Below are 26191 nucleotides of genomic sequence, written 5' to 3' on the forward strand. Positions count from 1 at the left end.
GACCGGAGTGGGGCGCCCAAAGGCCGTGCCCACGCGGCGGGCGGATTACGCCATCGATTGGCGTGCAATGTCTTGAGCCTGATCAACCGGGGTGATTGCCCTCGGCGCCTCATCTTGGCCAGGTTTTGTGCGGCGTCTGCCATCGCACCGGACGAGGCAGGGCCGCATGGCGGCCGCTGTCGGCAACAAACGTCGATGGGTTTGTGTGAGGCCGAGGCTGCCCGTTTGTCAGCAGGCTGAGCGAAGCGTTGCGGCCTGCCCTGGCACTTCTGGGAGGCACGACCCAGGGTTTGAACCGGATCGGCACAGTACGAAGCCCGGACCACTGTCGGCCGCATGCGCCGTTTGCCAGGTGGTTGAGCCACACGCGCGCCACCTCCCCTTTTGAGGTCTTTTGGCCATGGTGCCGCGCGGACTCGCGCCGCCCCATGCCCCCACGGTGCCCCTTTTGTGCCATCAGCCATGGTGATCAGTAACTTTTGTTGATTGCTTGAAAAAATATCAACATACGCATATCACAAAAAAATGCAAAGCAAAACACAAATATAAATCCTGACAATCAGTGTATGTAATTGCTAAATTTCGTCTATGCGATAAAGTGGCAAACATGACCACTGAAAAATACACCACTGGCGCAGACCTGCTTTTGGCCGAACTGGCCGCTCAGGGCGTGGATACCTGCTTTGCCAACCCCGGGACCACGGAACTGGACGTGGTTCGATCCATGGAGACGCAGGATGCGGTCCGTTGTGTGATCGGATTGCAGGAAAACGTGTGCACGGGCGCCGCTGATGGCTATGGCCGCATGCTGGGTCGTCCTGCGGCCACCCTGCTGCATCTGGGCCCCGGATTTGCCAATGGCATCGCCAACCTGCACAACGCCAAGCGTGCCCACACCCCGATCGTCAACCTCATCGGCGATCACACCAGTTGGCATTTGCCGTTCGATGCGCCCTTGAGCTCCGACATCGAGTCCCTGGCCCGTCCTGTGTCCGGCTGGGTGCATCGCATTGACAGCGTGTCCGATGCCGCACCGGCTGCGGCGCAGGCCGTGCGGCAGAGCCTGGCCCATGGCGGGCAGTCAGCGACGCTGATCTTCCCGGCCGACTATCAGTACGGCACGCTTGGCACAGAGGCCGGCGCCAGCGAGTGCGAGGCCGCGGCCGTGTCGTCGCCTTCGCATTTCGACCTGGCCGCATGCGTGCAGGCGCTTCGCCAAGCCAAGTCCCCCATGTTCTTGCTGGGCGGTGGCGGTGCCTTGAGCGGATTGGGTGAGCGTGCTCAAAAGGCCGTGGCCCGCCTGTGCCAGGTGCTGCAAGGCCGCGCCTACGCAGAGACCTTCCCGGCTCGCTCGGAGCGTGGGCAGGGCTTGCCGGTCTTTGATCGCCTGCCGTACTTCCCGGAACCCGCCCGCCAGGTGCTCGACGCATCCGATCTGGTGGTGCTGGCAGGGGCGCTGCCACCGGTGACCTACTTTGGCTACGAGGGCCATGCGAGTGAGATGGTCAACAAGGACCGTCTGCTGCTGCTGAGCCAGCCCGGCGAAGACGCGGCCACCCGGCTGGAGGCGCTGGCAGAGGCGCTGGCAGCACCCGCTTACGTGGCGCCACAGGTGCCGATGCCGGAGCAGCCCACGGGTGAGTTGACGCCCCAGAAGATCGCGGCCGTTCTGGCGCGTGAGCTGCCAGACCAGGCCATCGTGTCGGTCGAAGGCGGAACCTGTGGGTATCCCTTTTATGCCGCTTCTGCCGCGGCCCGTGTGCACACCACCTTGACCAACACGGGGGGGGCCATCGGTCAGGGCCTGCCCGTGGCCATGGGGGCCGCCATCGCCTGCCCCGAACGGCGCGTGGTCGCCCTGGTGTCTGACGGCAGCACGCAGTACACGATCCAAACCCTGTGGAGCATGGCGCATGAAGGGCTGAATGTGGTGGTACTGGTGGCCGCCAATCACCAATACGCCATCTTGCGCAACGAACTGCGGCGTGGCGGGGCCACGCTCGGCGATCGAGCCGCTGCCATGACCAGTCTGGAGAACCCACGCATCGACTGGGTCTTGCTGGCGCAGTCCTACGGCGTCAAAGCCTCGCGTGCCCAGACGGCCGAGGAATTGGCTGAGCAGTTTGCCAAGGCGGTCACCGCTTCCGGGCCCAGCCTGATCGAAATGGCGCTGTGAGCCCAGGCTTCAACAGCGTCATCCCAACCAACCGGGCGCCAGCTGCGCTCATCCATCACCAGGAGCTAATGTGGATCTGAAACTCAAAGGAAAAGTCGCTGTGGTCACCGGCGGCAGTCTGGGCATCGGCCGTGCCGTGACCGAGGCACTGGCCGCCGAAGGCGTGCGTGTGGCGATCGTCGCACGCAGCGCGGGCCCTCTGCAGGCTGCGGCCCGCGACATCAGCGAACAGTACGGTATCGAGGTGTTGGCCGCACCGGCCGACGTGAGCAGTACCGAGCAGGTCGAGGCCATGATTGAACAGGTTGCGCAGCACTTCGGGCGCATCGACATCCTGGTCAACGGGGCGGCCCATCCGGGCGGTTTGGTGCGCAGCGAAATCGAGCATGCCAGCCCTGAAGGCCTGCTGGAAGACATCAACATCAAGGTGGTGGGCTACATGCGCTGCGCCAAGGCGGCGGCAGCACACATGAAGAAGAACGGCTATGGCCGCATCATCAACATCGGCGGCCTCACCGGCCGTGGCAGCAAGCAGCTGTCGGGCATGCGCAATGTGGCCATCTGTCACCTGACCAAGACACTGTCCGACCAATTGGGCCCCTCGGGCATCACCGTCAATGTGATTCACCCGGGTGTGGTGGAAACCCCCCACATCCATGAGCTGTACGCCAAGGAAGCCAAGTTGCAGGGCCTCACGCCCGAGCAAGTCGAGGCCAATTACGCCAAGGTGACCCCGATCCGTCGCGTGCTCCAGCCGCAGGAAATCGCAGACACCGTGCTGTTCCTGGCTTCCGAAAGAGCGGGCGCCATCACGGGCGAATCGATCGCTGTCGACGGTGGCATCACCCGCGGCATCTTCATCTGATGGCTCATTCAACCCCAAAGGAGCACCCATGAAGGGAACCATTCTTGTGGCCACTGCGGGCCAGGGTATTTTGCGCAGCGTTGACAACGGTGCGAGTTGGCATCGCCTGGGGCTCAAGGAGGCCATCGAGTTCGACGGCACGGTGCGAGCCCTGGCGGTGGATCCCTCTGCCCCCAGTCGAGTGCTGGCGGGCGCCGATGCTGGTTTGTGCCTCAGCACCGATGGTGGTGCTCATTTCAGCCGGGTCAGCTCACCCATGGATGGTCAGACGGTCTGGGCGATCGCTTTCGACCCGGTGGACCCGAAGGTCGTCTACGCCGGTACCGGGGCGCCCTCTCGCGCTTTCACCTGCCGCTCCCGTGACGGCGGCTTGAGCTGGGAGCGGCTGGGTGTCGAGCTTCCGGAGTTTTGTCAGGGCGTCAACCGACCGCGGATTCTGACGATGTGCGTCAACCCGGTGAATCACCACGAAGTGTGGTTCGGCGTGGAGGAGGGCGGCGCCTGGCGCAGCACCGACCAGGGCGACCATTGGGAACGGATGGACGTGCCCGGTGCAGGCATCAACAATTCTGACATCCATGCCATCACCATCCTGCCAGCCACGGCGCAGGACCCGATGCGTCATTTCGTGCTGACGGTGAACTCGGTCTGCGAAAGCACTGACGGCGGCAAGTCGTATGTCCACAAGCCTTCGCGAGAACGGTTTGACGGCATGTACTACACCCGCACGGTCCAGGTGACCGGGGCTGGAGGGCAGGCGCTGTTGCTGGCCATCGGCGATGGCACACCGGGCACGCGCACCAAGATCTACCGCTCGGAAGACCGCGGCCAGACCTGGCGTACGACCTTGCTGCACACCGCGCCCAACTCAACGGTCTGGGCTTTCGGCTCGCATGCGTCCGACCCCGACCTGGTCTTTGCCGGGACCAAGTATGGCGACCTGCTGCGTTCTACGGATGCAGGTCGTACCTGGTTCAAGGAGTGGCGCGAGTTCAGTGAAATCACCTCGATTGCCTGGACACCGTTTGAGGCCCCGGTCCATGCGCATCCGCAATCCATCAACTGATCCCTGGGAGCTTCATGTCTACGCCACTAACTGAAGTACGACCCCGCATCCGACGTACCCACTTGGCGTTGTTCGTCAAGAACCCCTTCGAGACCGCCTCCTGGTACGAGGACGTGCTGGGCATGGAGGTCACGGCGCGGGGCGATCGGTGGGTGTTTCTCTCATTCGGGCAGAAGCACCACGACATCGCTCTGATCCAGGTCGACCCGGCCAGTCCGACTGCGGAGGTACGGGGCGACATCAACATGCAGCACTACGGGCTGGAGATCGAGGGGTCGATGGACGACCTGCGCCGGCTCTACGGCATGTTGCTGCGCAAGAACGTGCCGGTGGTGAAGACCACGGACCACGCGGTGGGCTATGGCCTGTACTTCACAGATCCGGACGGGCATCGCTTCGAGTTCTTCCTTGAGACCGTTCACGACGACGAAGAGGGCAAACGCTTGCTGGGTGACTACGACGCCCCGAGCCTCCCTTTTGATCTGACGCCACTTTGAATCCATCCACTTTGAATTGAAAGCCTTTCCATGAGAACCCCCAATTTCGGTGCCTTCCACATCCGCAAGTGGTATTTGCAGGTCGAAGACACCTTGGCCGGCGAGACCGGCGCGCCCGCGGACGGTGAACCCTTGCGCAAGTTCGTGCTGGCGGCATGCATTCACAACCCCTATGCCGGTCGCTATGAAGCAGACCTCAGCGCCTGGATCGAAGGCTCTGTGGCACTGGGCCAGGAGTTCGGCCGCCGTATCCAGCAAGCTGCCAACGGGCAAGCCATCGAAAGCTATGGCAAGGCGATCCTGGTTGGCATCGACGGTGAATACGAGCATGGCAACGCCCTGTTGACCAACCCCGCCGCCAATCCGATCCGCGACGCGCTGGGCGGCGGCAAATCCTGGGTGCCGTCCACGGGCAAGCGAGGCAGCCCAGGCACGGTGCTGGACATTCCGCTGGCACACAAGGACGCACTGTATGTGCGTTCTCACTATGACACGGTCAGCGCGCTGTTCAATGACGGTCCGAATCGAGATGAGGTGATCGTGTGCTGGGCGTTTGCCACGCGTGGTCGTCTCAACGCCCGCCTGGGAGGCTTGAAGGCGGCTGACGTCAAGGGCGTGGACGGACTTGTCTGATCTGAGGCTGTGATGGAACGTCGCGACTACACACTGCCTCTCAATGGGCTCAATTTTCATGTCACGGAGTGGGGCGAACCCAGCGCGCATCCGCTGGTGACGATGCACGGCATCCGGGGCTATGCAGAGACCTTCGCCGGTGTGGCCGCGGCGCTCCAGCCCGGGTGCCGTGTCATCGGCTTTGACCAGCGTGGCCGCGGACAGACGGATTGGGATCCCGCGTGGAACTACTACACCGATGCCTACGTGGCCGATCTGGCGGCGCTCGTCGATCACCTGCAACTGCCCCGCTTCGACCTGCTCGGGCATTCGATGGGAGGGATCAATGCGTTGGTCTATGCCGCGCAAAACCCGGGTCGGGTGGATCGGCTGGTGATCGAGGATGCCGGCCCAGGTGCCTTCGACGTCAGCGCTGGTGCGACCAGGATCCGCAAGGAACTGGCGACCACCCCGAGCCATTTCGAGAGCTGGGAACTGGCTGCAGACTTCATGCGGGCGCTTCGTCCCACCGTGTCTGAGGCGGCTCGGCAGCAGCGCCTGCAGCAGATGCTCAAACAGACCCCCGAGGGGCGATGGACCTGGCGTTACGACCATGCCGGCATCGCCGCAACGCGGCTTGGGCCTGATCCGGCGCGTGCGGTCGACTTGCGCCCCTGCGTGCAAGCCATCCGATGCCCCGTGCTGGTGGTCCGTGGCAGCCGTTCAGACTATTTGCAGCCGGAGATGGTGAGTGAAATGTTGCGCCTCAACCCGACGCTGCAAGCCACCGAGATTGCGGATGCAGGCCATTACATCCATGACGATCAACCCGAAAGTTTCAACCAGGTGGTGCGGCAATTCCTGTCGCGTCAGCCTTGATCGCACTGCAGTCCTGATGTCTTTTCTGCTCGACGGAAACCCGAACAAATGATTTACGAACTGAGAACCTACACCCTGGTCCCTGGCGGCCTGCGGGACTACGTGAAAACCTACAACGAACTGGGGCGCGAGGTCCAGGTTGGCATCCTGGGGCAATTGGTCAGCCTGTTGCAGCCCGAGAGCGGCGACCTCAATGAACTGAAGTTCCTGTGGGCATTCGACAACTTCGAAGAACGAGCCCGACGGCGTGCCCAGTTGCTGCAAGACCCGCGCTTCACGGAGTTTCGCAAAGCGGTGCGACACCTGTTGATCCGCCAGGAAAACCAGTTGCTGAGCCCTATTTGACATCCCTCGAATCACGATCACCCCCACATGACCCAAGATAAGAAAGAAATTCCGGTCCTGATCGTTGGCGCTGGCCCTTGCGGGGTCACCATCGCCAACCTGCTGGGCAGCTATGGGATCGAGACCCTGCTGATCGACCGAAGCCCGGCGATTCTGGATTTCCCGCGTGCAGTAGGCCTGGACGATGAAGCCTTGCGTACCTATCAGGCCGCTGGCTTGGCCGAAGACATGCTGCGCGACATGATCCAGAACGTGCCCATGCGCATGTACACGGCCGCCAAGCAGTGCTTTGCCGAAATCCTGCCAAGCACGCGTGAATTCGGCTGGTGCCGTCGCAATCTGTTCTCGCAGCCGCTGGGGGAAGCCACCCTGCGCAAGGGGCTGGCTCGTTACCCGCACGTTACGTTGGCACTGGGGGTGGAGCTGATCTCTTTGGTGCAAGATGACCAGGGCGTGGACGCGACTCTGCGCCAGGCCGATGGTAGCTTGAGCACGGTGCGCGCCCAGTATCTGGTGGCTTCGGATGGCGCACGCAGCACCGTGCGTGAAGGCATCCTCAAGGTGCCTTACGAGGGCAAGACGCACCCGCACAAATGGGTGGTCATCGAGTGCGAGGACGACCCCCTCGATGCCCCTTACACCGCGCTGCATTGCGAGCCCCGCCGGCCCTATGTCTGCCTTCGCCTGCCCTACGGCCTGCGGCGCTGGGAGTTCATGCTGTTCCCGGGCGAGGACGGCGACCAGATGCTGACGCCTGACAAGGTGCAGATGTTGCTGAGCCTTCATGTAGAGCACCCCGAGCGACTCAAGGTGATCCGAGCCCGGGTGTACACCCATAACTCGCGGGTGGCCAAGGATTTTGTGATTGATCGGGTTTGCCTGGCGGGGGACACGGCCCACATCACGCCGCCCTGGATCGGACAGGGCCTGAATGCCGGCCTGCGCGACGCCTTCAACCTGGCCTGGAAACTGGCCTGGATCGTGCGCGGCCGCATGAAGCCCGAATTGCTGGCCAGCTACCACGACGAGCGCCATGCCCACGCCCAGGCCATGATCGATCTGGCAGACCTCTTCGGGTCGGTGCTGTCGCAGCGCAATCGTGCGCTGGCCTGGCTGAGGGACCGCTTTTTTCTGGCGATCAAGGATGTCCCGCGCGTGCGCGACTACGTGCTTCAGATGAAATTCAAGCCCATGCCGCGCTTTGTCAAGGGCGTGGTGCTCAACCGCGGTCATGCCGGCCACGACGATCTGGTGGGGCGCATGTTCATTCAGCCTGTGGTCGAACAGATTTCGGGTGAGCCGCGCAAGCTGGACGACGTGATCGGTGGGTGCTTTGCGCTGGTCAGTTGGCGGTGCAACCCCTTGGCGCAGATGAGTCCCGCGTTGGCGGAACAGCTGCGACTGCTCAAGTGCGATCAGTTTGTTGCCGTCAGGGCCCGAAGCAGCGCGTGGGAGGTGAATCGCTGCACAGGTGAGGCACCGATGGTCAATGTCATTCAGGACACCGAGAACCTCCTGGGCACTTGGTTTCAGGCCCGAGGTGTGGACTGGGTGTTGATACGCCCTGACCGCTTTGTGGCTGCTGCCGGCACTGCGGCGGGTGCAGCCGAACAGCTGGCTGAGTTCTGTCGCACGGTGGTGCGTCAGGCTTGATTTTTTCCATCGCGTCGTGACTGCAGGGTCGTGTCTGCAGGGTCGTGTCTGGTCGCGCTCAGGCGGCGGCCGACATGGCTGTTTTCCGTGTTTCGTTCCAACAAGAAAGCCCCCCCATGAACCGCTCGAAATTTTGTCTTCTGAGTGCCTGCCTGATGGCGCTCGGTGCCACCTCAGCGTTGGCTCAGTCCTGGCCGCCGGCCACCGTGCGCATTGTGGTCCCCTACCCGCCAGGAACAGAACCTGATGTGCTCGCCCGCGACCTGGGCAATGCCCTCAGCAAGCAGACCGGCAAGGCCTTTGTGGTGGACAACCGCCCCGGGGCGAACGCCATCGTCGGGACGGAGGTGGTGACCAAGGGTGATGGTGACGGCAGTACCTTGCTGATGGTGGACCGCCTGGCCGTGGTCACCAATCCGGTGCTATACGCCAAGATGCCTTATCAGTGGGAGATGGCCCTGAAGCCGGTATCCGATCTGGCAGGGGTCAACCTGTTCGTGGGGGTGCGTGAGGGTCTTCCGGTCAAGAACTTTGCCGAGTTCCTGAAATACGCCAAGACCGCACCGGGTGGTGTCAACATCGGTACAGGAGGCAATGGCCATGTCAACCACATCGGCATGGAGATGCTCAAGCAGGCCCATGGCCTGAATTTCTCCTACGTGCCCTACCGTGGTGTGGCACCCGCTGTGCTGGGCTTGTTGTCGGGCGAAGTGGATGCCGTGATGGCGGGTGGCATGGTGATGCAGGCCCACGCCAAGAGCGGCAAGATTCGATTGTTGGCCATGGGTGACACGCAACGTGCCATGTACCTGCCTGATGTGCCAACACTGGCGGAGGCCGGAGGCAAGCCCGGCACCATTCCCTCGACCGTCTTCGCCTTGTTTGCCCCCGCCAAGGTGCCCGATGCAGTGGTGTCGCAGATCAACCAGGCCGTGGTCAAGGTCATGGAGTCGCCTCAGGTCCGTGGGACCTATGCCGTTCGGGGCATGGATGTGGCGACCACAACGCCGCAGCAGACCCTGGCAGCCATGAAAAAAGATGCCGTGCGCTACGGAAAAATCATCCGTGAGGCTGGCATCAAGCTGGAGTGACGCACGCTCCCCCTGGGCCTTTGCCGCCGATGCGCGGCAGATCCTCCGCTCCATCCATTCTCTGAGCACCATGTACCCACCACTTTCTCTCTACATCAACGGCCGATTCCTGAGCGCCCAAGGACGTGATGTCCAGGCCATCCGGGATCCCGCCACGCTGGAGCCCCTGGGTGAACTACCCTGGGCCACCCCTGAAGACCTGGATGCCGCGCTTCAGGCTGCAGACCTTGCTTTTCAGACCTGGCGCTGCAGTTCGCCCATGGAGCGCTCCGCCGTTTTGCGTCGGGTGGGCGAGTTGGCCCGCGAACGCGCAAGCGACATTGCGCGGGCCATCACGCAGGACAACGGCAAGCCCTTGGCCGAAGCGGTGGCCGAGGTGCTCAACAGCGCCGAGCACGCCGAGTGGGCGGCTGAAGAGTGCAGGCGCATCTACGGCCGCGTCGTGCCGCCCCGCAATCCCCTCGTGCGGCAGTGGGTGGTGCGCGAACCCGTGGGCGTGTGCGCGGCCTTCAGCCCGTGGAACTTTCCGATGGGCCAGGCCATGAAGAAGGTGGTGGCCGCCATTGGCTCTGGCTGTACCGTGGTTCTCAAGGGACCCGAAGAGTCGCCCAGTGCGGTGGATGCCCTGGCCCACTTGTTCCATGACGCCGGATTGCCGCCCGGCGTGCTCAATGTGGTGTGGGGCGTGCCTTCTACCATCTCCAAGCACCTGATCGAGTCGCCTGTCGTGCGCAAGATTTCGTTCACGGGTTCTGTGCCGGTGGGCAAGCACCTGGCCGCCCTGGCTGGTGCCCACATGAAGCGTGTCAGCATGGAGCTGGGGGGCCACTCCCCCGTGCTGGTGTTCGATGATGCCGATGTGGAGCAGGCGGCCACCTTGCTGGCCCGTTTCAAGGTGCGCAACGCCGGGCAGGTGTGCGTTTCGCCCTCACGCTTCTATGTGCAGAGCCGGGTGTATGACCGCTTTGTGAGTACCTTCGCCGAAGTCATCAACTCGGTGACGGTGGGCCATGGCCTGCAGCCCGAGTCGCAGATGGGCCCCCTGGTGCACGCACGACGTCTTGAGGCCGTGCAGTCCTTGGTGGATGACGCCACACGCCAGGGGGGCGAGGTGCTCAGCGGTGGCGGCCGTCTCCCGGGGGCCGGCCACTTCTTTGCTCCGACGGTGATCACTGGCCTGCCTGACACGGCCCGGGTCATGAATGAGGAGCCCTTCGGTCCCATTGCGCCCATCACCCGGTTCACTGATCTGGACGAGGTGCTGCGCAGGGCCAACAGTGTTCCGTTTGGTCTGGCGTCTTATGTGTTTACCCACTCGATTCAAACCTCCACGCGCGTGGCCAACGGTTTGGAGGCAGGCATGGTCAACATCAACCACTTTGGCATGGCGCATCCTGAGCTGCCTTTTGGCGGCATCAAGGACAGCGGTATTGGCAGCGAGGGGGGAACCGAGCTGTTTGATGGTTACCTGGCAACCAAGATGATCACCCAGATCTAAAGCCTGCCGCTTCCCATGCCATGGGCAAGGCTTCACCGCCCGTGCTCCTTATCCAATGTTTCACGGCCTGTTCTCCAGGTTTTTCCCCGGGGCATCGCGCCTCGGGGGCTTTCTCTACTCTCAATGGCGATGCTGAATCTTCAAAATCCTTTCCTGCTGCGCGACCAATGCCTGATCAATGGTCAGTGGATTTCCTCTGAAAATCGAATTGATGTGCGCAACCCTGCCACCGGCGTGCGCGTGGGCTCCGTGCCGCGCCTGGGTGCCGCCGAAGCTGAGCAGGCCGTGCTGGCGGCCCAGGCGGCCTGGCCCGCCTGGCGAGCCCGCACGGCCAAAGAGCGTGCCGCGGTCCTGCGCCGCTGGTATGAGCTGATCCAGGCGAATGTCGACGATCTGGCGCGCATCATGACCGCCGAGCAGGGCAAGCCCTTGGCCGAGGCCCGGGGCGAGATTGCCTATGCCGCCTCATTCATCGAGTGGTTTTCCGAAGAGGCAAGGCGGGTCTATGGCGACACCATTCCGGCGCCCTTGAGCAGTCAGCGCATCGTGGTAACCAAGGAGCCGATTGGTGTGTGTGCCGCCATCACGCCCTGGAATTTCCCGGCCGCCATGATCACTCGCAAGGCAGGCCCGGCCCTGGCCGCGGGCTGCACGATGGTGCTCAAGCCGGCCTCGCAGACGCCCTTGACGGCCCTGGCTTTGGTGGCGTTGGCCGAGCGTGCAGGCGTTCCCGCGGGTGTCTTGTCGGTGGTGACCGGCTCGGCGGGCGACATCGGTCGGGTGCTGGCCACCCATCCCGCGGTCCGCAAGCTGAGCTTCACAGGTTCGACGGAGGTTGGGCGCACGTTGATGAAGCAGACCGCGGACAGCATCAAGAAGGTTTCCATGGAGTTGGGCGGCAATGCACCCTTCATCGTCTTTGACGATGCTGACCTCGATGCGGCGGTCGAAGGGGCGATGGTGTCCAAGTACCGCAATGCGGGGCAGACTTGCGTGTGTGCCAACCGCCTGTATGTCCATGCCAAGGTCTATGACGCCTTCGCTGCCAAATTGACGGCTGCGGTGCAGACCTTGACGGTCGGCGACGGCATGACCGAGGGGGTGCGTGTGGGGCCCCTGATCGACGAAAAGGCCCTGGCCAAGGTAGAGGAGCACGTCGCCGATGCACTTGCCAAAGGGGCTCGGGTTCTGACAGGTGGGAAACCCCACTCGCTCGGGCGCTCCTTCTTCGAGCCCACCGTTCTGGTGGATGTCACCTCGGACATGGCGGTGGCTCGGGAGGAGACCTTTGGCCCGCTGGCGCCGCTGTTCCGCTTTGAATCAGAGGACGAGGTCGTAGCCCTGGCCAATGACACTGAGTTCGGTCTGGCCAGCTATTTCTACGCTCGCGATCTGGGGCGTGTGTGGCGGGTTGCAGAGCGCCTCGAATACGGCATGGTTGGCGTCAATACAGGGCTGATCTCCAATGAGGTGGCCCCCTTTGGCGGGGTCAAGCAATCAGGGTTGGGGCGTGAAGGCTCGCACTACGGAATGGATGATTACCTGGTCATCAAGTACATCAACATGGCAGGCATCCAATGAACACGGCGCTGGCTCTGCGGTGTCGGGCGCACATTGGCGCGCGCGGCGCTTGGCTGCGCACCGGCCTGGTGGGGCTTGGCTTGGCACTGGTAGGTTGGGCTGGCGTGCTACGCGACGCCGGCGCTGTCGATCTGGCCTTTCCCCAGAAGGCCATCACATTGGTGGTGCCCTTTGCCAGTGGAGGGGGAACGGATGCGCTGGCCCGTCTTCTGGCAACGCAGCTTCAGCAGGTGTTGGGGCAGGCGGTGGTGGTTGACAACCGGCCTGGTGCCAATGGCGCGGTGGCCTGGCGCAGTGTCCAGCGGCAGCCGGCCGATGGCTACACCTTGCTACTGGGCAGCCATTCGACGCACGTCATTGCACCTTTGGCTGCACAGCCTCCGCAGAGTCCCCAGGCGGTGATGTCGCAGTTTGCCATCGTCTGCATCGTGGGCCAGGCCCCATTGGTCCTGGCCGTTCGGTCTGATGCCAAGGAGCGCGACCTGGGAGAGTTCGTGCAGCGGGCCAAGGCGCAAGGCCTGAGCTACGGCAGCTTCGGGGTGGGATCCTCGGGCCATGTCATGGGCGAGGTGTTGGCCGATGCGGCCCATCTGCAGTGGGTGCATGTACCCTATAAAGGCTCTGCTCCTGCGCTCACGGATTTGCTGGGCGGGCACCTTGACAGCGTGTTTCTCACGGTCTCAGCCATCGGCTCCGGCGTTGAAAGTGCTCGAGTTCGCCCGTTGGCCGTGACCGGTACCCGTCGATTCCCATCCTTGCCTTCCACCCCCACCTTTGTCGAATTGGGCTGGCCCCAAATGGCCGAGTCGGGTTGGTTTGCGCTGTTTGCGCCCACCGGCACGCCGGCCGTGGTCCAGGAGGCCTTGGCCAAAGCCTTGCGTCAGGTGCTGCAGTCGCCCGAGCTGCGGTCGCGCTTGCTGGCGCAGGGAGTGGAGCCGATCGGCAGTACGCCTGAGCAGGCACGGCGCATCTGGGCGGAGGCGTTTCACCAGGCCGAACCGGTGGTGAAGCGCGCCCACATTGAGTTCCCCTGAGGCCGGTGTCCTGTCGGGTTTCCATAACGCTTGGGCCTTGAATCGGCCCTGAAAGGGCAGTATGTTGCTGAGCAAGCGGCTTTGCTTGAAGAGTCTGGGTCTTGCAGGGGTGGCTGGGGTGAGCCCCTTGATGGCGCAATCGGTGTCGGGCAAGCCGGTCACCGTGATCGTTCCTTTTGCACCGGGGGGCGCCATCGATGGGGTTGCCCGTCAGTTGTCTGCGCCCGTGGCCCAGTTGCTGGGACAGACCTGGGTGATCGAGAACGTCACAGGCGCCTTCGGCACCCTCGGGACGCAAAAGGTCGCCCATGCCGCTGCCGATGGTCAGACGCTGCTTTTCGCGGTCAGCAGCCCGCTCAATGTGGCTCCTGTGCTCACCCCCAGTGCGGTGCGCTATGACAGCTTTCGCGACTTCCGGGCCTTGGCCGTGGTGGGTCAGATGCCCTTTGCCGTGGTGGGGCGCCTGGGCTTGCCGGCAGACTCGCTGGAGGGGCTGATCCGCTGGGCGCGCGCCCATCCCGGGGTGTTGAACTTCGGCACCGATGGTCGCGGCTCCTTGTTGCACATCTCGGGTGAGCTGATCCATCTGCGCACAGGCCTTGATTGGGTGCATGTTCCCTACAAGGCGGCGCCCCAGGTCGTGACCGATGTGGTGGGCGGGCAACTGGACCTGGCGATCCTGCCCGTGGCTTTGGTGCAGCAGCACGTGCAAGACGGCCGAATCAAAGCTTTGGCCGTGACTTCTGCGCAGCGGATCGGTGTGATGCCCCAGGTGCCTGCACTGTCTGAACTGCCGGCCATGAAGGGCCTGGCCCTGAGCTCATGGTTGGGGTTGCTGGCGCCGGCTGGCCTGCGGCAGAGCGAGGTTGATCGGCTGCAGCAAGCCATCCGCAAGGTGACCGATGGCGAGGCTTTTCAGCAGATGCTGCAGTCACGGGGCATCGAGCCTCAGCTGATCGTGGGGGCAGATTTCGAGCGCCTGATGCGCAGCGAACGAGGCCTGATTGCCGACGTTGTACGGCAAAGCCATATGGCGGTCGAATGAGAGACTGCCCTGTCTGTCGGGCACCGTTTTCATGAATCGCCACTGTCCAGCACAGTACTTTCGTTTGGTGCGATCACTCGTCCATGAGTTCTTCATTGATGAAAATATATGTATTAATATGGCAAAAAAATAACACTTTATTGTGCTATAGAATCCAATAGGCAAAATAATGCAATATATCGGGCGGCCTTGTCCGATTGCTGTTCAATGGTTCCGATTGTTCAGGTACCTCGATATCGTTGGCAGCGCTGGGCTGTCTTGCCAATGCGTTCTCATTCTTAGCCTTCCCGAACCCACCATGAACAGCTTGCGCCGGATGCTGGATGTCTTGGGCCTGTTCAGGCCTGACCAGTCGGTGATCGACATCGATGTCATCTGCCGTGAGCTGGGCTATACCCCAGCCAGTGCCTACCGGTACCTGCGTGAATTGGGTGCTGTGGGTTTGTTGGTGCGCTTGCCTCGTGGCTACGCCTTGGGGCCGCGCATCATCGCGCTGGAGCATCAGATGACAGCCTATGACCCCATGCTGCAATGGGGTCGCGACCTGGTCGACGACTTGGTCACCCAGACGGGGCTGGACGCCCTGATCAGCGAGTTCCATGGTCACTCTGTCATCAATGTGCTGCTTCAACGGGGCAGCGATGCCGGACCGGTAGGCGGTGGGCGGGGCTTGCCGATCGACCTTTTCCACAGCGCCACCTCGCGCGTCGTGCTGGCTTACCTGCTGCCGCGCCAGATACGGCGGATCTACGATCTGCATGCTGAAAGTGCCCAATTGCTGCACTTGGGGCTGGCCTGGAAGGACTTCTCCCGCAGCCTGCTGGACATCCGCAAAAAAGGATATTGTCTGAGCCGGGGGGAGCTTCACCCGGATCGCACCGGTGTAGCCGCACCGGTGTTCGATGAAAAGGGCAGGGTGCTAGGCAGCATCACCCTGGTGGGGCGCAGTGAGCGCTTTCAGGCCTTTCAGGAAACCTTTTTGTGTGATCTGGTCGTGCGGGCCGCCGCCCGATTGACGGATCGCATCGTGGCCCAATAGCGGCAACATGTCTGAAGTCGGGGGCCTGGGTCAGGCAGGGGGCCGTTGCGCCTTCTTTGGCGTTTTGTCTCGGGCTTCGACTGCAGTTCGATTACGCTTGTCGATCTGACCTTCAACCCTCCCACAGAACGATAAATTGATGAATAGCCTTCGACGCATGTTGGATGTTTTGAGCCTGTTCAAGCCCGAGCAGGCCGTGATTGATGTGGAGTTGATCTGCTCCCAGTTGGGCTATGCACCGGCCAGCGCCTACCGCTATGTGCGTGAGTTGAGCGACGTCGGCCTGCTGGTGCGTCTGCCCCGTGGCTATGCTCTGGGTCCGAGAGTGATCGAGCTGGATCGCCTGATGACCGAGTACCACCCGCTGTTGTCCAGCAGCCGCGATCTGACTCAGCACCTGGTGGAGCAGACCGGGCTCAGCGTGCTGATCAGCGAGCTGTATGGCTCGACCGTGATTTCAATTTATCACCAGCCCGGGGCCAGCGTCGATCCCCTGAACTTTGGGCGCGGGCGACCCATGGATCTGTTTCGCAGTGCCACATCCCGGGTGATCCTGGCCTACCTGTTGCCGCGCCAATTGCGCAAGATATTCGATGCCCACACCGATCACCCCGGCGTGCAGCGCATTGGAGGCGACTGGAAGGTCTTCTCCAAGACCATGTTGCAGATCCGCAAACAGGGGTTCTGCATCAGCGTGGGTGAACTCGATCCTGAAAAGACAGGCCTGGCCGCGCCGATCTTTGATGAGAAGCAGCGCATTTTGGGCAGCATCACCCTGGTGGGCCCCAGCGAGCGCTTTGCAGCCTTCAACGAAGAATTTCTTGCAAATCTGGTCGTCGGGGCGGCTGCGAGCATCACGGCACATATTTCAGCGGCTTGATTGCTGCCTGAGGCGCCACACCTTTCAGCCTTTGCTCTGGAAATGGCCCTCGAAGGCCACGTCTGCCAGCGGCAGGCGTTCATTCGGACTTTCGCGGGCGAGCAGCGCTTCGGGCAAGCGATCCTGGCGTCCGGGTTTCCCGACCGCAATCACGGTTTCGATGGCGTGGGTCTCAGGCAGTTGAATGGCAGCGCGCAGACGTGGTTCATCAAAGCCCGCCATGGCGTGGCTGGCCAAACCGGACAAGGTGGCCTGAAAGGCCAGGCTGGCCCAAGCTGCGCCGCAGTCGAATGAGTGCCAGGCGTTGGGCGCCGCCGCGGGCTTTCCTGGAAACACCGCCTGCTTGGCGGACACCAACACCAGAAGCGCTGCCGCGTGTTGCGCCCAGCCCTGATTGAACTCCACCAGCGATTCGAGAATGGGGCGCCAGTGTGGTGTGTCGCGGCGCACATGGATCCAACGCCAGGGCTGAGCGTTGTAGGCCGACGGCGCCCAACGCGCTGCTTCAAGCAGCGTCAGCAACTGCTCTTCTGTGATCGGTTCACCGGTGAAGGCCCGCGGTGACCAGCGTTGGGTGAACAGTGGATGGATGGGGTGTTCGGCTTGTCGGGTAGATGACACAGGGAGGGCTCCGGTAGGTGATGTGACCTGCAGCATGGCGCACAGGTCGGGTGGGTCAGGGGGCGGTTTGGGCGGGTTGATTGCGGTGGGCGCGACACTGTGCTCACTGCACCCGGATGCCGCGTTCGCGGATGAGCTTGCCGACACGTTCTGAATCGTGGGCAATCTGCGCGTCCAATTCAGCCGGCTTTGATGCCGCCGCATGAAGCCCCCGTTTGGCGGTCCAGGCTTGCAATTCAGGGCTGCCCAGCACTTTGAACAGGCTGGCATTCACCTTGGCCAGTATTTCGGGCGGCGTGCCCGCTTTGGCGTGGAGGGTGTAAGAGGTGGAGAGCAGCATGTCGGCGCCGCCAGCTTCGAGGATGGTGGGGACCTGGGGTGTGATGGGTGCTCTTTTAGGCGCGCCCACCGCGAGCAATTTCAACGTGCCCTTTTCGACATGGGGCAGCAGTGCCTCGACCCCGCCCGAAGTCACTTGCACTTGGCCTCCCAGCATCGCCGGGATGACCTCCGCAAGGGCCTTGTACGGTACGTGCAGAAACTCCATCCCGGTCCGGGCCTGAAGCAGTTCCATGTTCAGATGCATGATGCTGCCCACCCCTCCCGTGCCAAAGGTGACCTTGCCTGGGTTGGCCTTCACGTACTGAAGAAACGAGGCGAAATCGGTCACCGGCAACTGAGCGCTGGTGACCAGATACAGGTTCACATCGGCAATGTTGCTGACGGAGACCAGGTCTTTGCGGACATCAAACGGCAGCGGTTGATAAAGCAGCGGGTTGACCGACAAGGTCAGGCGATCCAGCAGCAAGAACGTGTAGCCGTCGGCAGGGGCTTTCACCACCGCATCAGTGCCGATGATGGCGTTGGCACCCGGCTTGTTGTCCACGATGAAGCTGGTGTTCAGCTCTTTGGCCAGCCCTTCAGCGACCAATCGGGCCATCACATCCGGGCCAGTGCCGGGGGGATAGGGCACCATGATTTTCACCGGCCGCGCAGGCCAATTCGTTTGCGCCACGGCCGATTCAGTCCATGCCGTGGTGGTGGCGAGCAACAGGCCCAACACGGCCCATTTCTTGAGTGCAGCAAGCATTCCAAGTCCTTTGTCAATCTTCCTGGAAGACACTGGCTTGAGCTGATGGGCCAAGCAGTACGGGTTGTCATCCGTCTTTCTTTTGACGAATGGCGAAATGCAAAGTTATCACAATGAAATAAAAAAGCAAAACAAATAGAAAAATATTTGAGTTTGTGTTGTTGAAATTTTGTTTTGAGAAATGATAGCTTTTGGTGAGGGGTTTTGAAATTTCGTTTTGGCTGCACTCCTTTGGTGCCTGGACCGGTGTTCCCGCATGCCAATCTGGGCTATCGGCTCCAGGGAGGTCGGCCTAGACTTTGCGTCAGCCCTCAGACCAATGGACGCGTGAACGACACCGGAATCGTTCGCATGACACCCGCGAACAGACCTCACTTGCTGATCAAAATACCTATGGATTCACGCACCCCTTCGATGCCCCGCCTGCCCGATGACGCCACGGGCCTGCGCTCAGGAACCTTGAGTTCGTGGTTCATCACGCTGTTGGTGATCTCCGCAGCCAGCCCGCTGAGTGTGGTGGCCGGTGGCTTTCCCATCGGGATGATGTTGGGCAATGGCGCTGGAACGCCCGCACTGGTGGTCCTGGCCCTGCTGCTGCTGCTGATGTTTGCTGCGGGCTACACCGCCATGGGCACCTGCGTCACCAGCGCCGGTGGTTTCTACGCCATGGTCTCGCGTGGGATTGGCGGTTCGGCAGGCGGGGCTGCAGCATTCATCGCCATTCTGGGCTCTTTGGCCTTGCAGTTTGGGCTGTACGGCCTGCTCGGCGAGGTGGTTTCGGAGTCATTGCGTGCCCAGTTCGACCTCAGCGTGCCTTGGTGGGCGATCGCCATCGCGGCGATTGCCTCTGTCGCCTACTTCGGGTTTCACCAGATCGATTTTTCGGCCAAGATCCTGGCCTGCTTCGTGGTGGCCGAGTACGCATTTGTGCTGCTGTTGGACGTGCTGATTCTGCACCGTGGCGGTGCCGATGGCATCGAGTTTTCGTCATTTCAGCCTGCGGCCCTCAGTGCCGGGAATCCCTCGATCGGGATCCTGTTTTGCTTCGCAGCCTTCATCGGTTTTGAGGCCACCACCATCTACAGCGAGGAGGCCAAGGATCCGAAACGCAGTATCCCGATTGCCACCTACTCGGCCCTGATACTGGTCGGGTGCTTCTATTCGTTTTCGCTGTGGTGCCTGGTGATCGGCACGGGTTCCGAGCGCGTGCAAGCGACGATTACCGGGCTGAGTGATCCGACCAATTTCCTCTACCTGCTGTCGGACACCTATGCGGGCCATTCATTGACCGTTCTCTTGCGCGGCATGTTCATCATCAGCATCTATGCGGGATTGATCGCGTTTCACAACTCTACCGCCCGGTATTTCTATTCGATGGGTCGGGAACGCCTGCTGCCCAGGCGCCTTGGCTGCACCCACCCACAGTACAAAAGCCCCCATGTGGCCTCGCTGTTGCAGACCGTGCTGTGCCTGATCGTGGTGGCCTTGTTTGCTGTGTTCAAGGCCGACCCCGTTCTTCACCTTTTCTCGTGGCTCAGCAACATCGCGACCGTGTGCCTATTGCTGTTGATGATGGCGACCGCGATCGCAGTGATCGTGTTTTTTCGTCGCGATGCGCACGCTTTCACCCGGTTTCGAATTTTCTGGATGCCGCTCGCGGCCCTGCTGGGTCTGAGCTTTGTGTTTGCTCTCGCAGTGCCCAACTTTCAAGTCTTGACAGGGGCCAGCCAGACCTTGTCTTGGGCTCTGCTCGCCTTGTTGCCCTGTGCAGGGCTCGCAGGATGGGGCGCGGCTCTGCGCTTGAAGTCCTTGGACCCTGTGGCCTACGCCACCTTGGGACATGACCGAAAGTAAGGGGCAGACCCGTTCTGCTTGTGCCGTCGTTGAGCCCCTGATCGGACAAGCCAGAACCCGCTGCGCCGGGTCGGGCGGGTAGCGTTCGGCCTGAAGGTCCGGTGTCACGCTGTGGGTGACGCCCTCGTCGGTGATCGGCCGCTGGGTGTTGCTCCATTGGCACCACAGGGCTTTCAACTGCTCGAGTACCTCGGGGTGTTGGTGGCGCGGGTTGATGAGCGCATCCACGCCACGCTGGCGGCTGAGGCCACGGAGGCCTGTCATCCTTGCCCTATCCATTTGCGGTGACGGCCGCGTCGCCCTTCCTTTGCTAAACGATCGGTTGACCAGGTGCAATATCCAGCAGGTTGAGTGTTCACTGGCAAGCGTCAGAGATGTGGTGAGAAGCAATGGCCCGATCAGTCGTGGGGCCTGGTTCGCCGGGCATGCGGAGGCGCGCTGACCAGGCTCCAGGTGCCGAGCCTCGTTCACTTTCAACCACGGACTCGGGCAGTCCCTGCCCATCGTCAGAACGGCGTGCTGCCTGACAGACTGATGCGTTTGAGCACCCGGCGCTCCGAGGGGTCGAACACGGAGCGTCCATGCAGCGTGATCTGGTTGTCCCAGTAGACGATGTCGCCTACCTGCCAGCGATGGGTGTAGGCAAATCGCTCCTGTAGCAGGTGCTCGCGCAGGCGGGCGATCAGGGCGGCGCCCGCCACCGGGTCGTAGCCCACCAATTCGACCTCGGTGCTTTCATCGAGGTACAGGGCCCGCAGGCCGCTCTCGGGGTGGGTGCGCACCAGCGGGTGGGCCACCCAGGGCGTCAAGGCCTCGATGTCGGGGCTTCGGTACAGCGGGCGCCTGCCCTCCGGCATCGTGCCGCTGGCACGCCATGAGAGTCAGGCCGTGTTGCAGGCCCTGTACCGCCACATCGAGCGCAACCTGGCCTTTCAGGTGCGCGTGCACTGGGAGGCGGGCACGCTGCTGTTCTGGGACAACTGGGCCACGGTGCACCACGCCGTGTGGAACTATTCCCCCTATGAGCGCTGGGGCGAGCGGGTGTCTGTCTCGCAGGGCCACGGCCCGCAGGCCTGATTTCGGCTCAGACGCGCCCCCTCCAGGGCCTCAGCCTGGCCTCGCCGCGATCTGGCCCGAGAAGGTGATCAGGCTCCCGTTTTGCTTGATCTTGGCCAACACAGGGTCCCAGACCAAGGTGGCATCGATGTCGCCACGCTCCCTGGCGGCCAGGATCTCGGGGGCGCAGGTTGAGGATCTTCACGTCGCGCATGTTCACGCCGGCGTCCTGCAGGGTTACCAGCGCATGGAAATGGCTGGTCGAGACAAAGGGCACGCCGAGCTTCTCGCCCTTGAGGTGGGCCAGGCTCTGGATCCAGCAGCCCTGGCGTGCGATCAGTGCCTCGGCTTCGTGAGTGTGGTCGAAGATCCAGAAGACCTCGATCTCGACGCCTTGCGGCACGGCGGCGGCCACCTGCGAGGAGCCGGCCTCGCTGATCTGGATAGCGCCTGAGGCCAATGTTCTGCCCCTGGATGGTTTTTGACGACCTGACAGCCTTCTTTGCGCCCATCCTGCGCTCATCCTTCTGCACCCGAACTGCCCGCTCACGCGGGGAGTCTTGTTTTCTGCATAAGAAGCGTCGCAAATATTCGTTTTTCAACACAGCCTGGGCACGAACAATGGCGCCACCATGACCCGTGTCAAGACAGGCTGAGCTGGCGTTGCTGAAGCTGCTCAGGCAGGCTGTTGCGCGCACCGGTCAGATCGGTCCAACGATTCTTTCCAGGAGTGCCAATCATGAGCCAGACCTTGCGGCTGCCCGATGGGGCGCTGGCCCAGGCTGCCCCGTCCCAGGGGGCGACTGTTGCGGGTGCCTTGCCCGGCGGGCAGTTGCAACTGTTGCGGCTGTTGCAACGGGCTGGGAGGGCGCTGCGCTCCTGGTTGTTGCCCTGGCCTGTGCCCTTGCTGCTGCTCTTGCTGTGGTGGGTGGCCGCCCGGCAGGGTTGGGTCGCCCCCCAGGTGCTGCCTTCGCCCGAGGAGGTGGGCACCACCCTGGTCGAGCTGGTGCGCAGCGGCGAAATGGCCGACAACCTCTGGATCAGCGCTCAGCGGGTGCTGTTCGGCTTTGGTGTGGGCGCTTCGGCCGGTTTGCTGCTGGGCGTGGGCATGGGCCTGTCGTCGCGCTTCAAAGACTACGTTTACCCCTTGTTCAAGGCCTTCAGCCAGGTGCCGGTACTGGGCTGGCTGCCGCTGCTGATGCTGCTGGTGGGCATTGACGAGGCGCTCAAGATCATCCTCATTTCCAAGGCCGCGCTGGTGCCGGTGGCCCTCAACACCGCCATGGGCATCGAAAACGTGCCCAACCGCTATGTCGAGGTGGCACGGGTGTTCGGCTTCACGCGCTGGCAACTACTGTCGCGGGTGGTGTTCCCGGCCGCTGCCGCGCCGATCTGGAATGGCATCCGCTACGGGCTCACCCATGCCTGGCTGGCGCTGGTGGTGGTGGAGCTGCTGGCCTCGTCCGAGGGGCTGGGTTTCATGATCGTCTATGGCCGCCAGTTGTTTCAGCTTGATGTGGTGATGGCGGCGGTGATCGTTGTGGGGGCGGTGGGCTTTGCGCTCGACAAAGTGCTGGCCCTGGTCGAGGTGCGCCTGCTGCGCTGGCGCCGCGTTGGCTTTTGATGCAAGGGCGTCGCATGTCTGAACCCGTGTCCATTTCTGTTTCCCCAGGGGCTGCGCGCCGGCGCTTGCCTGGCCTGCCCCGGGCCATGCGCGGCTGGGTGCTGCCCCTGCTGCTGTTGCTGCTGTGGTGGCTGGCGGTGTCGCTGGGCTGGTCCAAGTCGCCCTTGCTGGTGCCGGTCAGCCAGGTCTGGCACACCGCGGTTGAGCAGACCGTGAGCGGCGAACTGTGGCGCGCCTTGCGCTCCAGCCTGTGGCGCGATCTGCTGGGCTTTGCCATTGGCGCCAGCGCGGGCCTGATCTTCGGTACCGTGCTGGGCCTGTCCCGCCTGTTCGAGAGCCTGCTGGGCCCGAGCTTTCACACGCTCAAGCAGATCTCGCTGTTTGCGTGGATCCCGCTGCTCTCGGTGTGGTTTGGGCTGGGCGATGCGGCCAAGGTAGCTTTCCTGTCGCTGGCCGCGTTCTTTCCGGTGGTGCTCAATACCTTCGAAGGTATTCGCAGCGTGGCGCCCGAGTTGATCGAGGTGGGCCGGGTGTTTGAATTCTCGCGTTGGCAGATGCTGCGCCGTGTGGTGCTGCCCTCGGCCCTGCCCTCGGTGTTCGCCGGCATCCACCTTGGTCTGATCTATGCCTGGCTGGCCACCCTGGGCGCTGAGTATCTGCTGGTGTCAGGCCAGGGCATTGGCAACACCCTGATCGATGGGCGCGAGCACTTCAAGATGGACCTGGTGCTGTTCGGCGTCATCGTGGTCGGGCTGGTGGGCTTTGCCCTGAACTGGCTGGCCAGCCAACTCGAGCACCGCCTGTTGGCCTGGCGCGGGCGCTCGGTGGCCCAGTACGAATAAGAAGCTTGCCACGTGCAGCACAACCCCTGTCATTCTCACTTTCCTGGACCAATTCACCATGGCACATGCAGGAACCCTGACGCTGCAAAACGTCAGCAAGCAATACGAGGTCAAGGGCGCTGCCCTGCCGGTGTTGCAAGACATCTCGCTTTCGATCACCCCAGGTGAGTTCGTCAGCATCGTGGGCGCCAGCGGCTGCGGCAAGTCCACGCTACTGCGCCTGATCATCGGGCTGGAGGAGGGCTACCAGGGCCAGATCCTGCTTGACGGCCAGCGCATCAAAGGCACCAGCCTGAACCGCGGCATCGTGTTCCAGGAGCACCGCCTGTTCCCCTGGCTCAATGTGCGCGACAACATCGGCCTGGGCTTGCTCAATGCCGATCTGACCGAAGGGCAGAAGCGCCTGGCTGTCAACGAGCATATTGAGCTGGTTGGTTTGAACGGCTTTGAGACCGCTTACCCGCACCAGCTCTCGGGTGGCATGTCGCAGCGCGTGGCGATTGCGCGCGCGCTGGTCAATCGGCCCGACATCCTGCTGCTCGACGAACCTTTCGGCGCACTCGATGCCCTCACGCGGGCCCACCTGCAGCAGGAGCTGCACCGCATCTGGCAACAGGAAGGCATCACCATGATCCTGGTGACGCACGATGTGGAAGAGGCCGTCTACCTGGGGGACAAGGTGGTGGTGATGGAGCCCCGACCCGGCCGCATCCGCCGGGTGCTGCCTGTGCCCTTGCCGCACCCGCGCGACCGTGTCAGCTACGCTTTTACCCAGCTCAAGGAGTCGGTGTTGCACGAGTTCTCGGGCCACCCGGCTGCCGAGCTGATCGAAGCCCCATTGCGTCAAGAAGCCCCTGCCGCTTCCCAGTGGCAATTTGCCGTCTGACGCCATGCTGAGCTCCCAAGCCCCCAAACTGGCTGCCGCTGCTGGGTCTGCCCCTCGCCGTGCCTTCTTCCGCCGCGCCACCGCTGCCCTGGGTGCCGTGGCCGCCGCGCCCATCATGGCGCAGACTGCGGTACAAAGCGCCGTGCCCGCCGAGACCGGCCCATTGGCGGTGCCCGACTGGAGCCGCCAGCCCGGGGAGCCCGTGCTGTGGCACCCCTATGGCCAGCCCTCCGAGCACGAGCGCCACGTGGTGCGCCGCAGCCGCGGCAATGCGCCTTTCCCGGGGGCGGCTTCCTCGATGACGCCGCTGGCCGATCTGTTTGGCATCATCACCCCAACCGGGCTGGTGTTCGAGCGCCACCACGCCGGCATTCCGCAGATCGACCCGGAGCAGCACCGCCTGGTGATCCACGGCTTGGCCAAGCGGCCCCGCGTGTTCACCATGGACGATCTGGTGCGCTTCCCGTCGGTGTCGCGCATCCACTTCCTCGAGTGTTCAGGCAACACCGGCACCGAATGGCGCACCTCCACTTCGGCCACTGTGCAGCTGTCCCATGGCCTGCTGTCGTGTTGTGAATGGACAGGCGTGCCGTTGTCCGTGTTGCTCGACGAGGTGGGCATTGCGCCCGAGGCGCGTTGGATCCTGGCTGAAGGGGCCGATGGAGCGGCCATGTCGCGCAGCATCCCGGTGCACAAGGCGTTTGAAGACGCGCTGGTGGTCTATGCCCAGAACGGTGAGCGCCTGCGCCCCGAGAGTGGCTACCCGCTGCGCCTGTTCCTGCCCGGCTTCGAAGGCAATATGAGCATCAAGTGGCTGCGCCGGCTCAAGATCGGCACCGAGCCCTTCCAGACCCGCGAAGAGACCTCCAAGTACACCGATTCGCTGCCCGATGGCACGGCGCGCCAGTTCACCTTCCTGATGGAGGCCAAGTCCGTCATCACCCGGCCCTCGCCTGGGCAGGTGCTGCGCCAGCGCGGCTTCCACGAGATCAGCGGCCTGGCTTGGAGCGGTCTGGGCCGTGTCAAGCGGGTGGAGGTGTCGGTCGACGGCGGGCGCCAGTGGCGCGAGGCCCAGTTGCAAGAGCCGGTGCTCAACCGTGCCTTGACGCGATTCAGCCTGGGCTGGCATTGGGACGGCTTGCCGGCCATCCTGCAAAGCCGGGTGATCGATGAGACCGGCTATGTGCAGCCCACCCGCGAGCAACTGATTGCTGCACGTGGCCTGAACTCGCTCTACCACTACAACGCCATCCAGAGCTGGCAACTGGCCGCCGACGGGAGTCTGAAGAATGTCCATGCCTGAGCGCGCTTTCACCCTGCCCTGCAGCCCGGCCCTGCGGCGGCTGGCACTTACCTGTGCGTTGCTGCTGTCCGTGGGCATGGGCGGCGTCTCGTCTGTCCAGGCCCAGGGCACGCCGGGTGGCGCGCCCTACGGCTTCGGCACGGTTGCCAGCCCGGCGGCCATCGCAGCCTGGGACATCGACATTGACGCCAAGGGCAACGGTCTGCCTCGCGGCCAGGGCAGTGTGGCCGAAGGGGCCCGACTGTACGCCGAGAAATGCGCCGCATGCCACGGCGACCATGGTCAGGGCAAGCCGGCCGATGCCTTGGTGGGTGGCAACGTGCCGCTCAGCGATCAGAAGATCACGCCGCTCAAGACGGTGGGCAACTTCTGGCCCTATGCCACGACCTTGTTCGACTTCATCCGCCGCGCCATGCCCTACAACGCGCCGCAGAGCCTGAAGCCCGACGAGGCGTATGCGCTGACGGCCTGGATCCTCAACGCCAACGGCGTGCTGCCTGCCGATGCGGTGCTGGATGCCCCGCGCCTGAGCGCACTCAAGATGCCGAACCAGGCGGGCTTTGTCAGTGATGCCCGGCCCGACGTCAGCAACTGGGCCTGCCGCACCTGTCGCTGAGGCGGATTCCGCCTCGTTTCATCTACGCTGCATCGATG

General features: G+C 63.0%; 25 protein-coding genes and 1 pseudogene. 22 read left to right on the forward strand and 4 right to left on the reverse strand.

The features are described from left to right. Positions 1-607: 607 nt before the first annotated feature. The 15 genes from AC07VS_RS27115 to AC07VS_RS27185 all read left to right on the forward strand — a co-directional run bounded on the left by AC07VS_RS27115 (position 608) and on the right by AC07VS_RS27185 (position 16261). Positions 608-2176 carry an acetolactate synthase large subunit gene (locus AC07VS_RS27115; RefSeq protein ID WP_494658739.1) on the forward strand — a complete coding sequence of 523 codons (1569 nt, stop codon included), beginning with the start codon at positions 608-610 and terminating at the stop codon, positions 2174-2176. A gap of 70 nt (positions 2177-2246) precedes the next feature. Continuing rightward, on the forward strand, positions 2247-3041 hold the full coding sequence (locus AC07VS_RS27120) for an SDR family NAD(P)-dependent oxidoreductase (RefSeq protein WP_492349732.1): 795 nt from the start codon (positions 2247-2249) through the stop codon (positions 3039-3041). Positions 3042-3069: 28 nt separating this feature from the next. Further along, a complete protein-coding gene (locus tag AC07VS_RS27125; RefSeq protein WP_492349733.1) occupies positions 3070-4107 on the forward strand; it encodes a WD40/YVTN/BNR-like repeat-containing protein in 1038 nt (345 codons plus the stop codon). A gap of 14 nt (positions 4108-4121) precedes the next feature. Continuing rightward, positions 4122-4604, forward strand: a complete 483-nt coding sequence (locus AC07VS_RS27130) for a VOC family protein (RefSeq protein WP_494658738.1) — start codon at positions 4122-4124, stop codon at positions 4602-4604. 30 nt (positions 4605-4634) lie between these two features. Further along, positions 4635-5237: an amino acid synthesis family protein gene (locus tag AC07VS_RS27135; RefSeq protein ID WP_492349735.1), complete on the forward strand. Its 603-nt coding sequence runs from the start codon at positions 4635-4637 to the stop codon at positions 5235-5237. Between the two features lie 12 nt (positions 5238-5249). After that, a complete protein-coding gene (locus AC07VS_RS27140) occupies positions 5250-6095 on the forward strand; it encodes an alpha/beta fold hydrolase (protein WP_494752516.1) in 846 nt (281 codons plus the stop codon). 48 nt (positions 6096-6143) lie between these two features. Then, positions 6144-6440: an NIPSNAP family protein gene (locus AC07VS_RS27145; protein WP_494752517.1), complete on the forward strand. Its 297-nt coding sequence runs from the start codon at positions 6144-6146 to the stop codon at positions 6438-6440. Positions 6441-6467: 27 nt separating this feature from the next. After that, positions 6468-8093 (forward strand): bifunctional 3-(3-hydroxy-phenyl)propionate/3-hydroxycinnamic acid hydroxylase, encoded by a 1626-nt coding sequence (locus AC07VS_RS27150; protein WP_494752518.1) that lies wholly within the window; start codon positions 6468-6470, stop codon positions 8091-8093. Positions 8094-8209: 116 nt separating this feature from the next. After that, positions 8210-9184: a Bug family tripartite tricarboxylate transporter substrate binding protein gene (locus tag AC07VS_RS27155; protein WP_492349739.1), complete on the forward strand. Its 975-nt coding sequence runs from the start codon at positions 8210-8212 to the stop codon at positions 9182-9184. Between the two features lie 70 nt (positions 9185-9254). Further along, positions 9255-10682, forward strand: a complete 1428-nt coding sequence (locus tag AC07VS_RS27160) for an NAD-dependent succinate-semialdehyde dehydrogenase (RefSeq protein WP_494752519.1) — start codon at positions 9255-9257, stop codon at positions 10680-10682. A 129-nt stretch (positions 10683-10811) separates the two neighbouring features. Next, the gene (gene gabD, locus AC07VS_RS27165; protein WP_492349741.1) at positions 10812-12263 is read left to right on the forward strand and encodes an NADP-dependent succinate-semialdehyde dehydrogenase; all 1452 of its coding nucleotides are present in this window, start codon (positions 10812-10814) and stop codon (positions 12261-12263) included. Beyond that, positions 12260-13297 carry a Bug family tripartite tricarboxylate transporter substrate binding protein gene (locus AC07VS_RS27170; protein ID WP_494752520.1) on the forward strand — a complete coding sequence of 346 codons (1038 nt, stop codon included), beginning with the start codon at positions 12260-12262 and terminating at the stop codon, positions 13295-13297. The genes gabD and AC07VS_RS27170 overlap by 4 nt, the downstream gene beginning before the upstream one ends. Before the next feature lie 118 nt (positions 13298-13415). Further along, positions 13416-14342, forward strand: coding sequence for a Bug family tripartite tricarboxylate transporter substrate binding protein (locus AC07VS_RS27175; RefSeq protein ID WP_494752521.1), 927 nt, complete (start codon positions 13416-13418; stop codon positions 14340-14342). 298 nt (positions 14343-14640) lie between these two features. Continuing rightward, positions 14641-15381 (forward strand): IclR family transcriptional regulator, encoded by a 741-nt coding sequence (locus AC07VS_RS27180; protein WP_492349744.1) that lies wholly within the window; start codon positions 14641-14643, stop codon positions 15379-15381. 139 nt (positions 15382-15520) lie between these two features. After that, a complete protein-coding gene (locus AC07VS_RS27185) occupies positions 15521-16261 on the forward strand; it encodes an IclR family transcriptional regulator (RefSeq protein ID WP_492349745.1) in 741 nt (246 codons plus the stop codon). A gap of 24 nt (positions 16262-16285) precedes the next feature. Here AC07VS_RS27185 and AC07VS_RS27190 read toward each other — a convergent pair whose 3' ends face one another. Together AC07VS_RS27190 and AC07VS_RS27195 are read right to left on the reverse strand one after the other, a co-directional pair. After that, positions 16286-16882, reverse strand: a complete 597-nt coding sequence (locus AC07VS_RS27190; protein WP_492349746.1) for a nitroreductase family protein — start codon at positions 16880-16882, stop codon at positions 16286-16288. A gap of 103 nt (positions 16883-16985) precedes the next feature. Next, positions 16986-18026, reverse strand: coding sequence for a Bug family tripartite tricarboxylate transporter substrate binding protein (locus AC07VS_RS27195; RefSeq protein WP_492349747.1), 1041 nt, complete (start codon positions 18024-18026; stop codon positions 16986-16988). 339 nt (positions 18027-18365) lie between these two features. On the opposite strand from AC07VS_RS27195, the gene AC07VS_RS27200 reads away from it, so the two are divergent. Then, positions 18366-19826 carry an APC family permease gene (locus tag AC07VS_RS27200; RefSeq protein WP_494752522.1) on the forward strand — a complete coding sequence of 487 codons (1461 nt, stop codon included), beginning with the start codon at positions 18366-18368 and terminating at the stop codon, positions 19824-19826. A gap of 506 nt (positions 19827-20332) precedes the next feature. Here the strand turns inward: AC07VS_RS27200 and AC07VS_RS27205 are convergent. Then, entirely contained in the window at positions 20333-20635 is a 303-nt protein-coding gene (locus tag AC07VS_RS27205; RefSeq protein ID WP_494658732.1) for a TauD/TfdA dioxygenase family protein, read from the reverse strand. A 7-nt stretch (positions 20636-20642) separates the two neighbouring features. Here AC07VS_RS27205 and AC07VS_RS27210 point away from each other — a divergent pair, with 7 nt between their 5' ends. Beyond that, positions 20643-20903: a TauD/TfdA dioxygenase family protein gene (locus AC07VS_RS27210; protein WP_494658731.1), complete on the forward strand. Its 261-nt coding sequence runs from the start codon at positions 20643-20645 to the stop codon at positions 20901-20903. A gap of 33 nt (positions 20904-20936) precedes the next feature. Here AC07VS_RS27210 and AC07VS_RS27215 read toward each other — a convergent pair. Then, positions 20937-21348, reverse strand: a pseudogene (locus AC07VS_RS27215) (ABC transporter substrate-binding protein); the annotation flags it as partial. Between the two features lie 273 nt (positions 21349-21621). Here AC07VS_RS27215 and AC07VS_RS27220 point away from each other — a divergent pair. From AC07VS_RS27220 to AC07VS_RS27240, 5 genes are all read left to right on the forward strand, one after another. Further along, positions 21622-22506, forward strand: coding sequence for an ABC transporter permease (locus tag AC07VS_RS27220; protein ID WP_494752523.1), 885 nt, complete (start codon positions 21622-21624; stop codon positions 22504-22506). Positions 22507-22520: 14 nt separating this feature from the next. Further along, complete coding sequence (locus tag AC07VS_RS27225) at positions 22521-23348, forward strand: ABC transporter permease (RefSeq protein WP_494752524.1); 828 nt, start codon at positions 22521-22523, stop codon at positions 23346-23348. Between the two features lie 58 nt (positions 23349-23406). Beyond that, positions 23407-24234, forward strand: coding sequence for an ABC transporter ATP-binding protein (locus AC07VS_RS27230; protein WP_494658728.1), 828 nt, complete (start codon positions 23407-23409; stop codon positions 24232-24234). A gap of 4 nt (positions 24235-24238) precedes the next feature. Further along, positions 24239-25537, forward strand: coding sequence for a sulfite dehydrogenase (soxC, locus tag AC07VS_RS27235; protein WP_494752525.1), 1299 nt, complete (start codon positions 24239-24241; stop codon positions 25535-25537). A gap of 76 nt (positions 25538-25613) precedes the next feature. Continuing rightward, positions 25614-26153 carry a c-type cytochrome gene (locus tag AC07VS_RS27240; RefSeq protein ID WP_494752530.1) on the forward strand — a complete coding sequence of 180 codons (540 nt, stop codon included), beginning with the start codon at positions 25614-25616 and terminating at the stop codon, positions 26151-26153. Positions 26154-26191 lie beyond the last annotated feature (38 nt).

It is taken from the genome of Curvibacter sp. GW821-FHT01G03 (assembly GCF_059422285.1).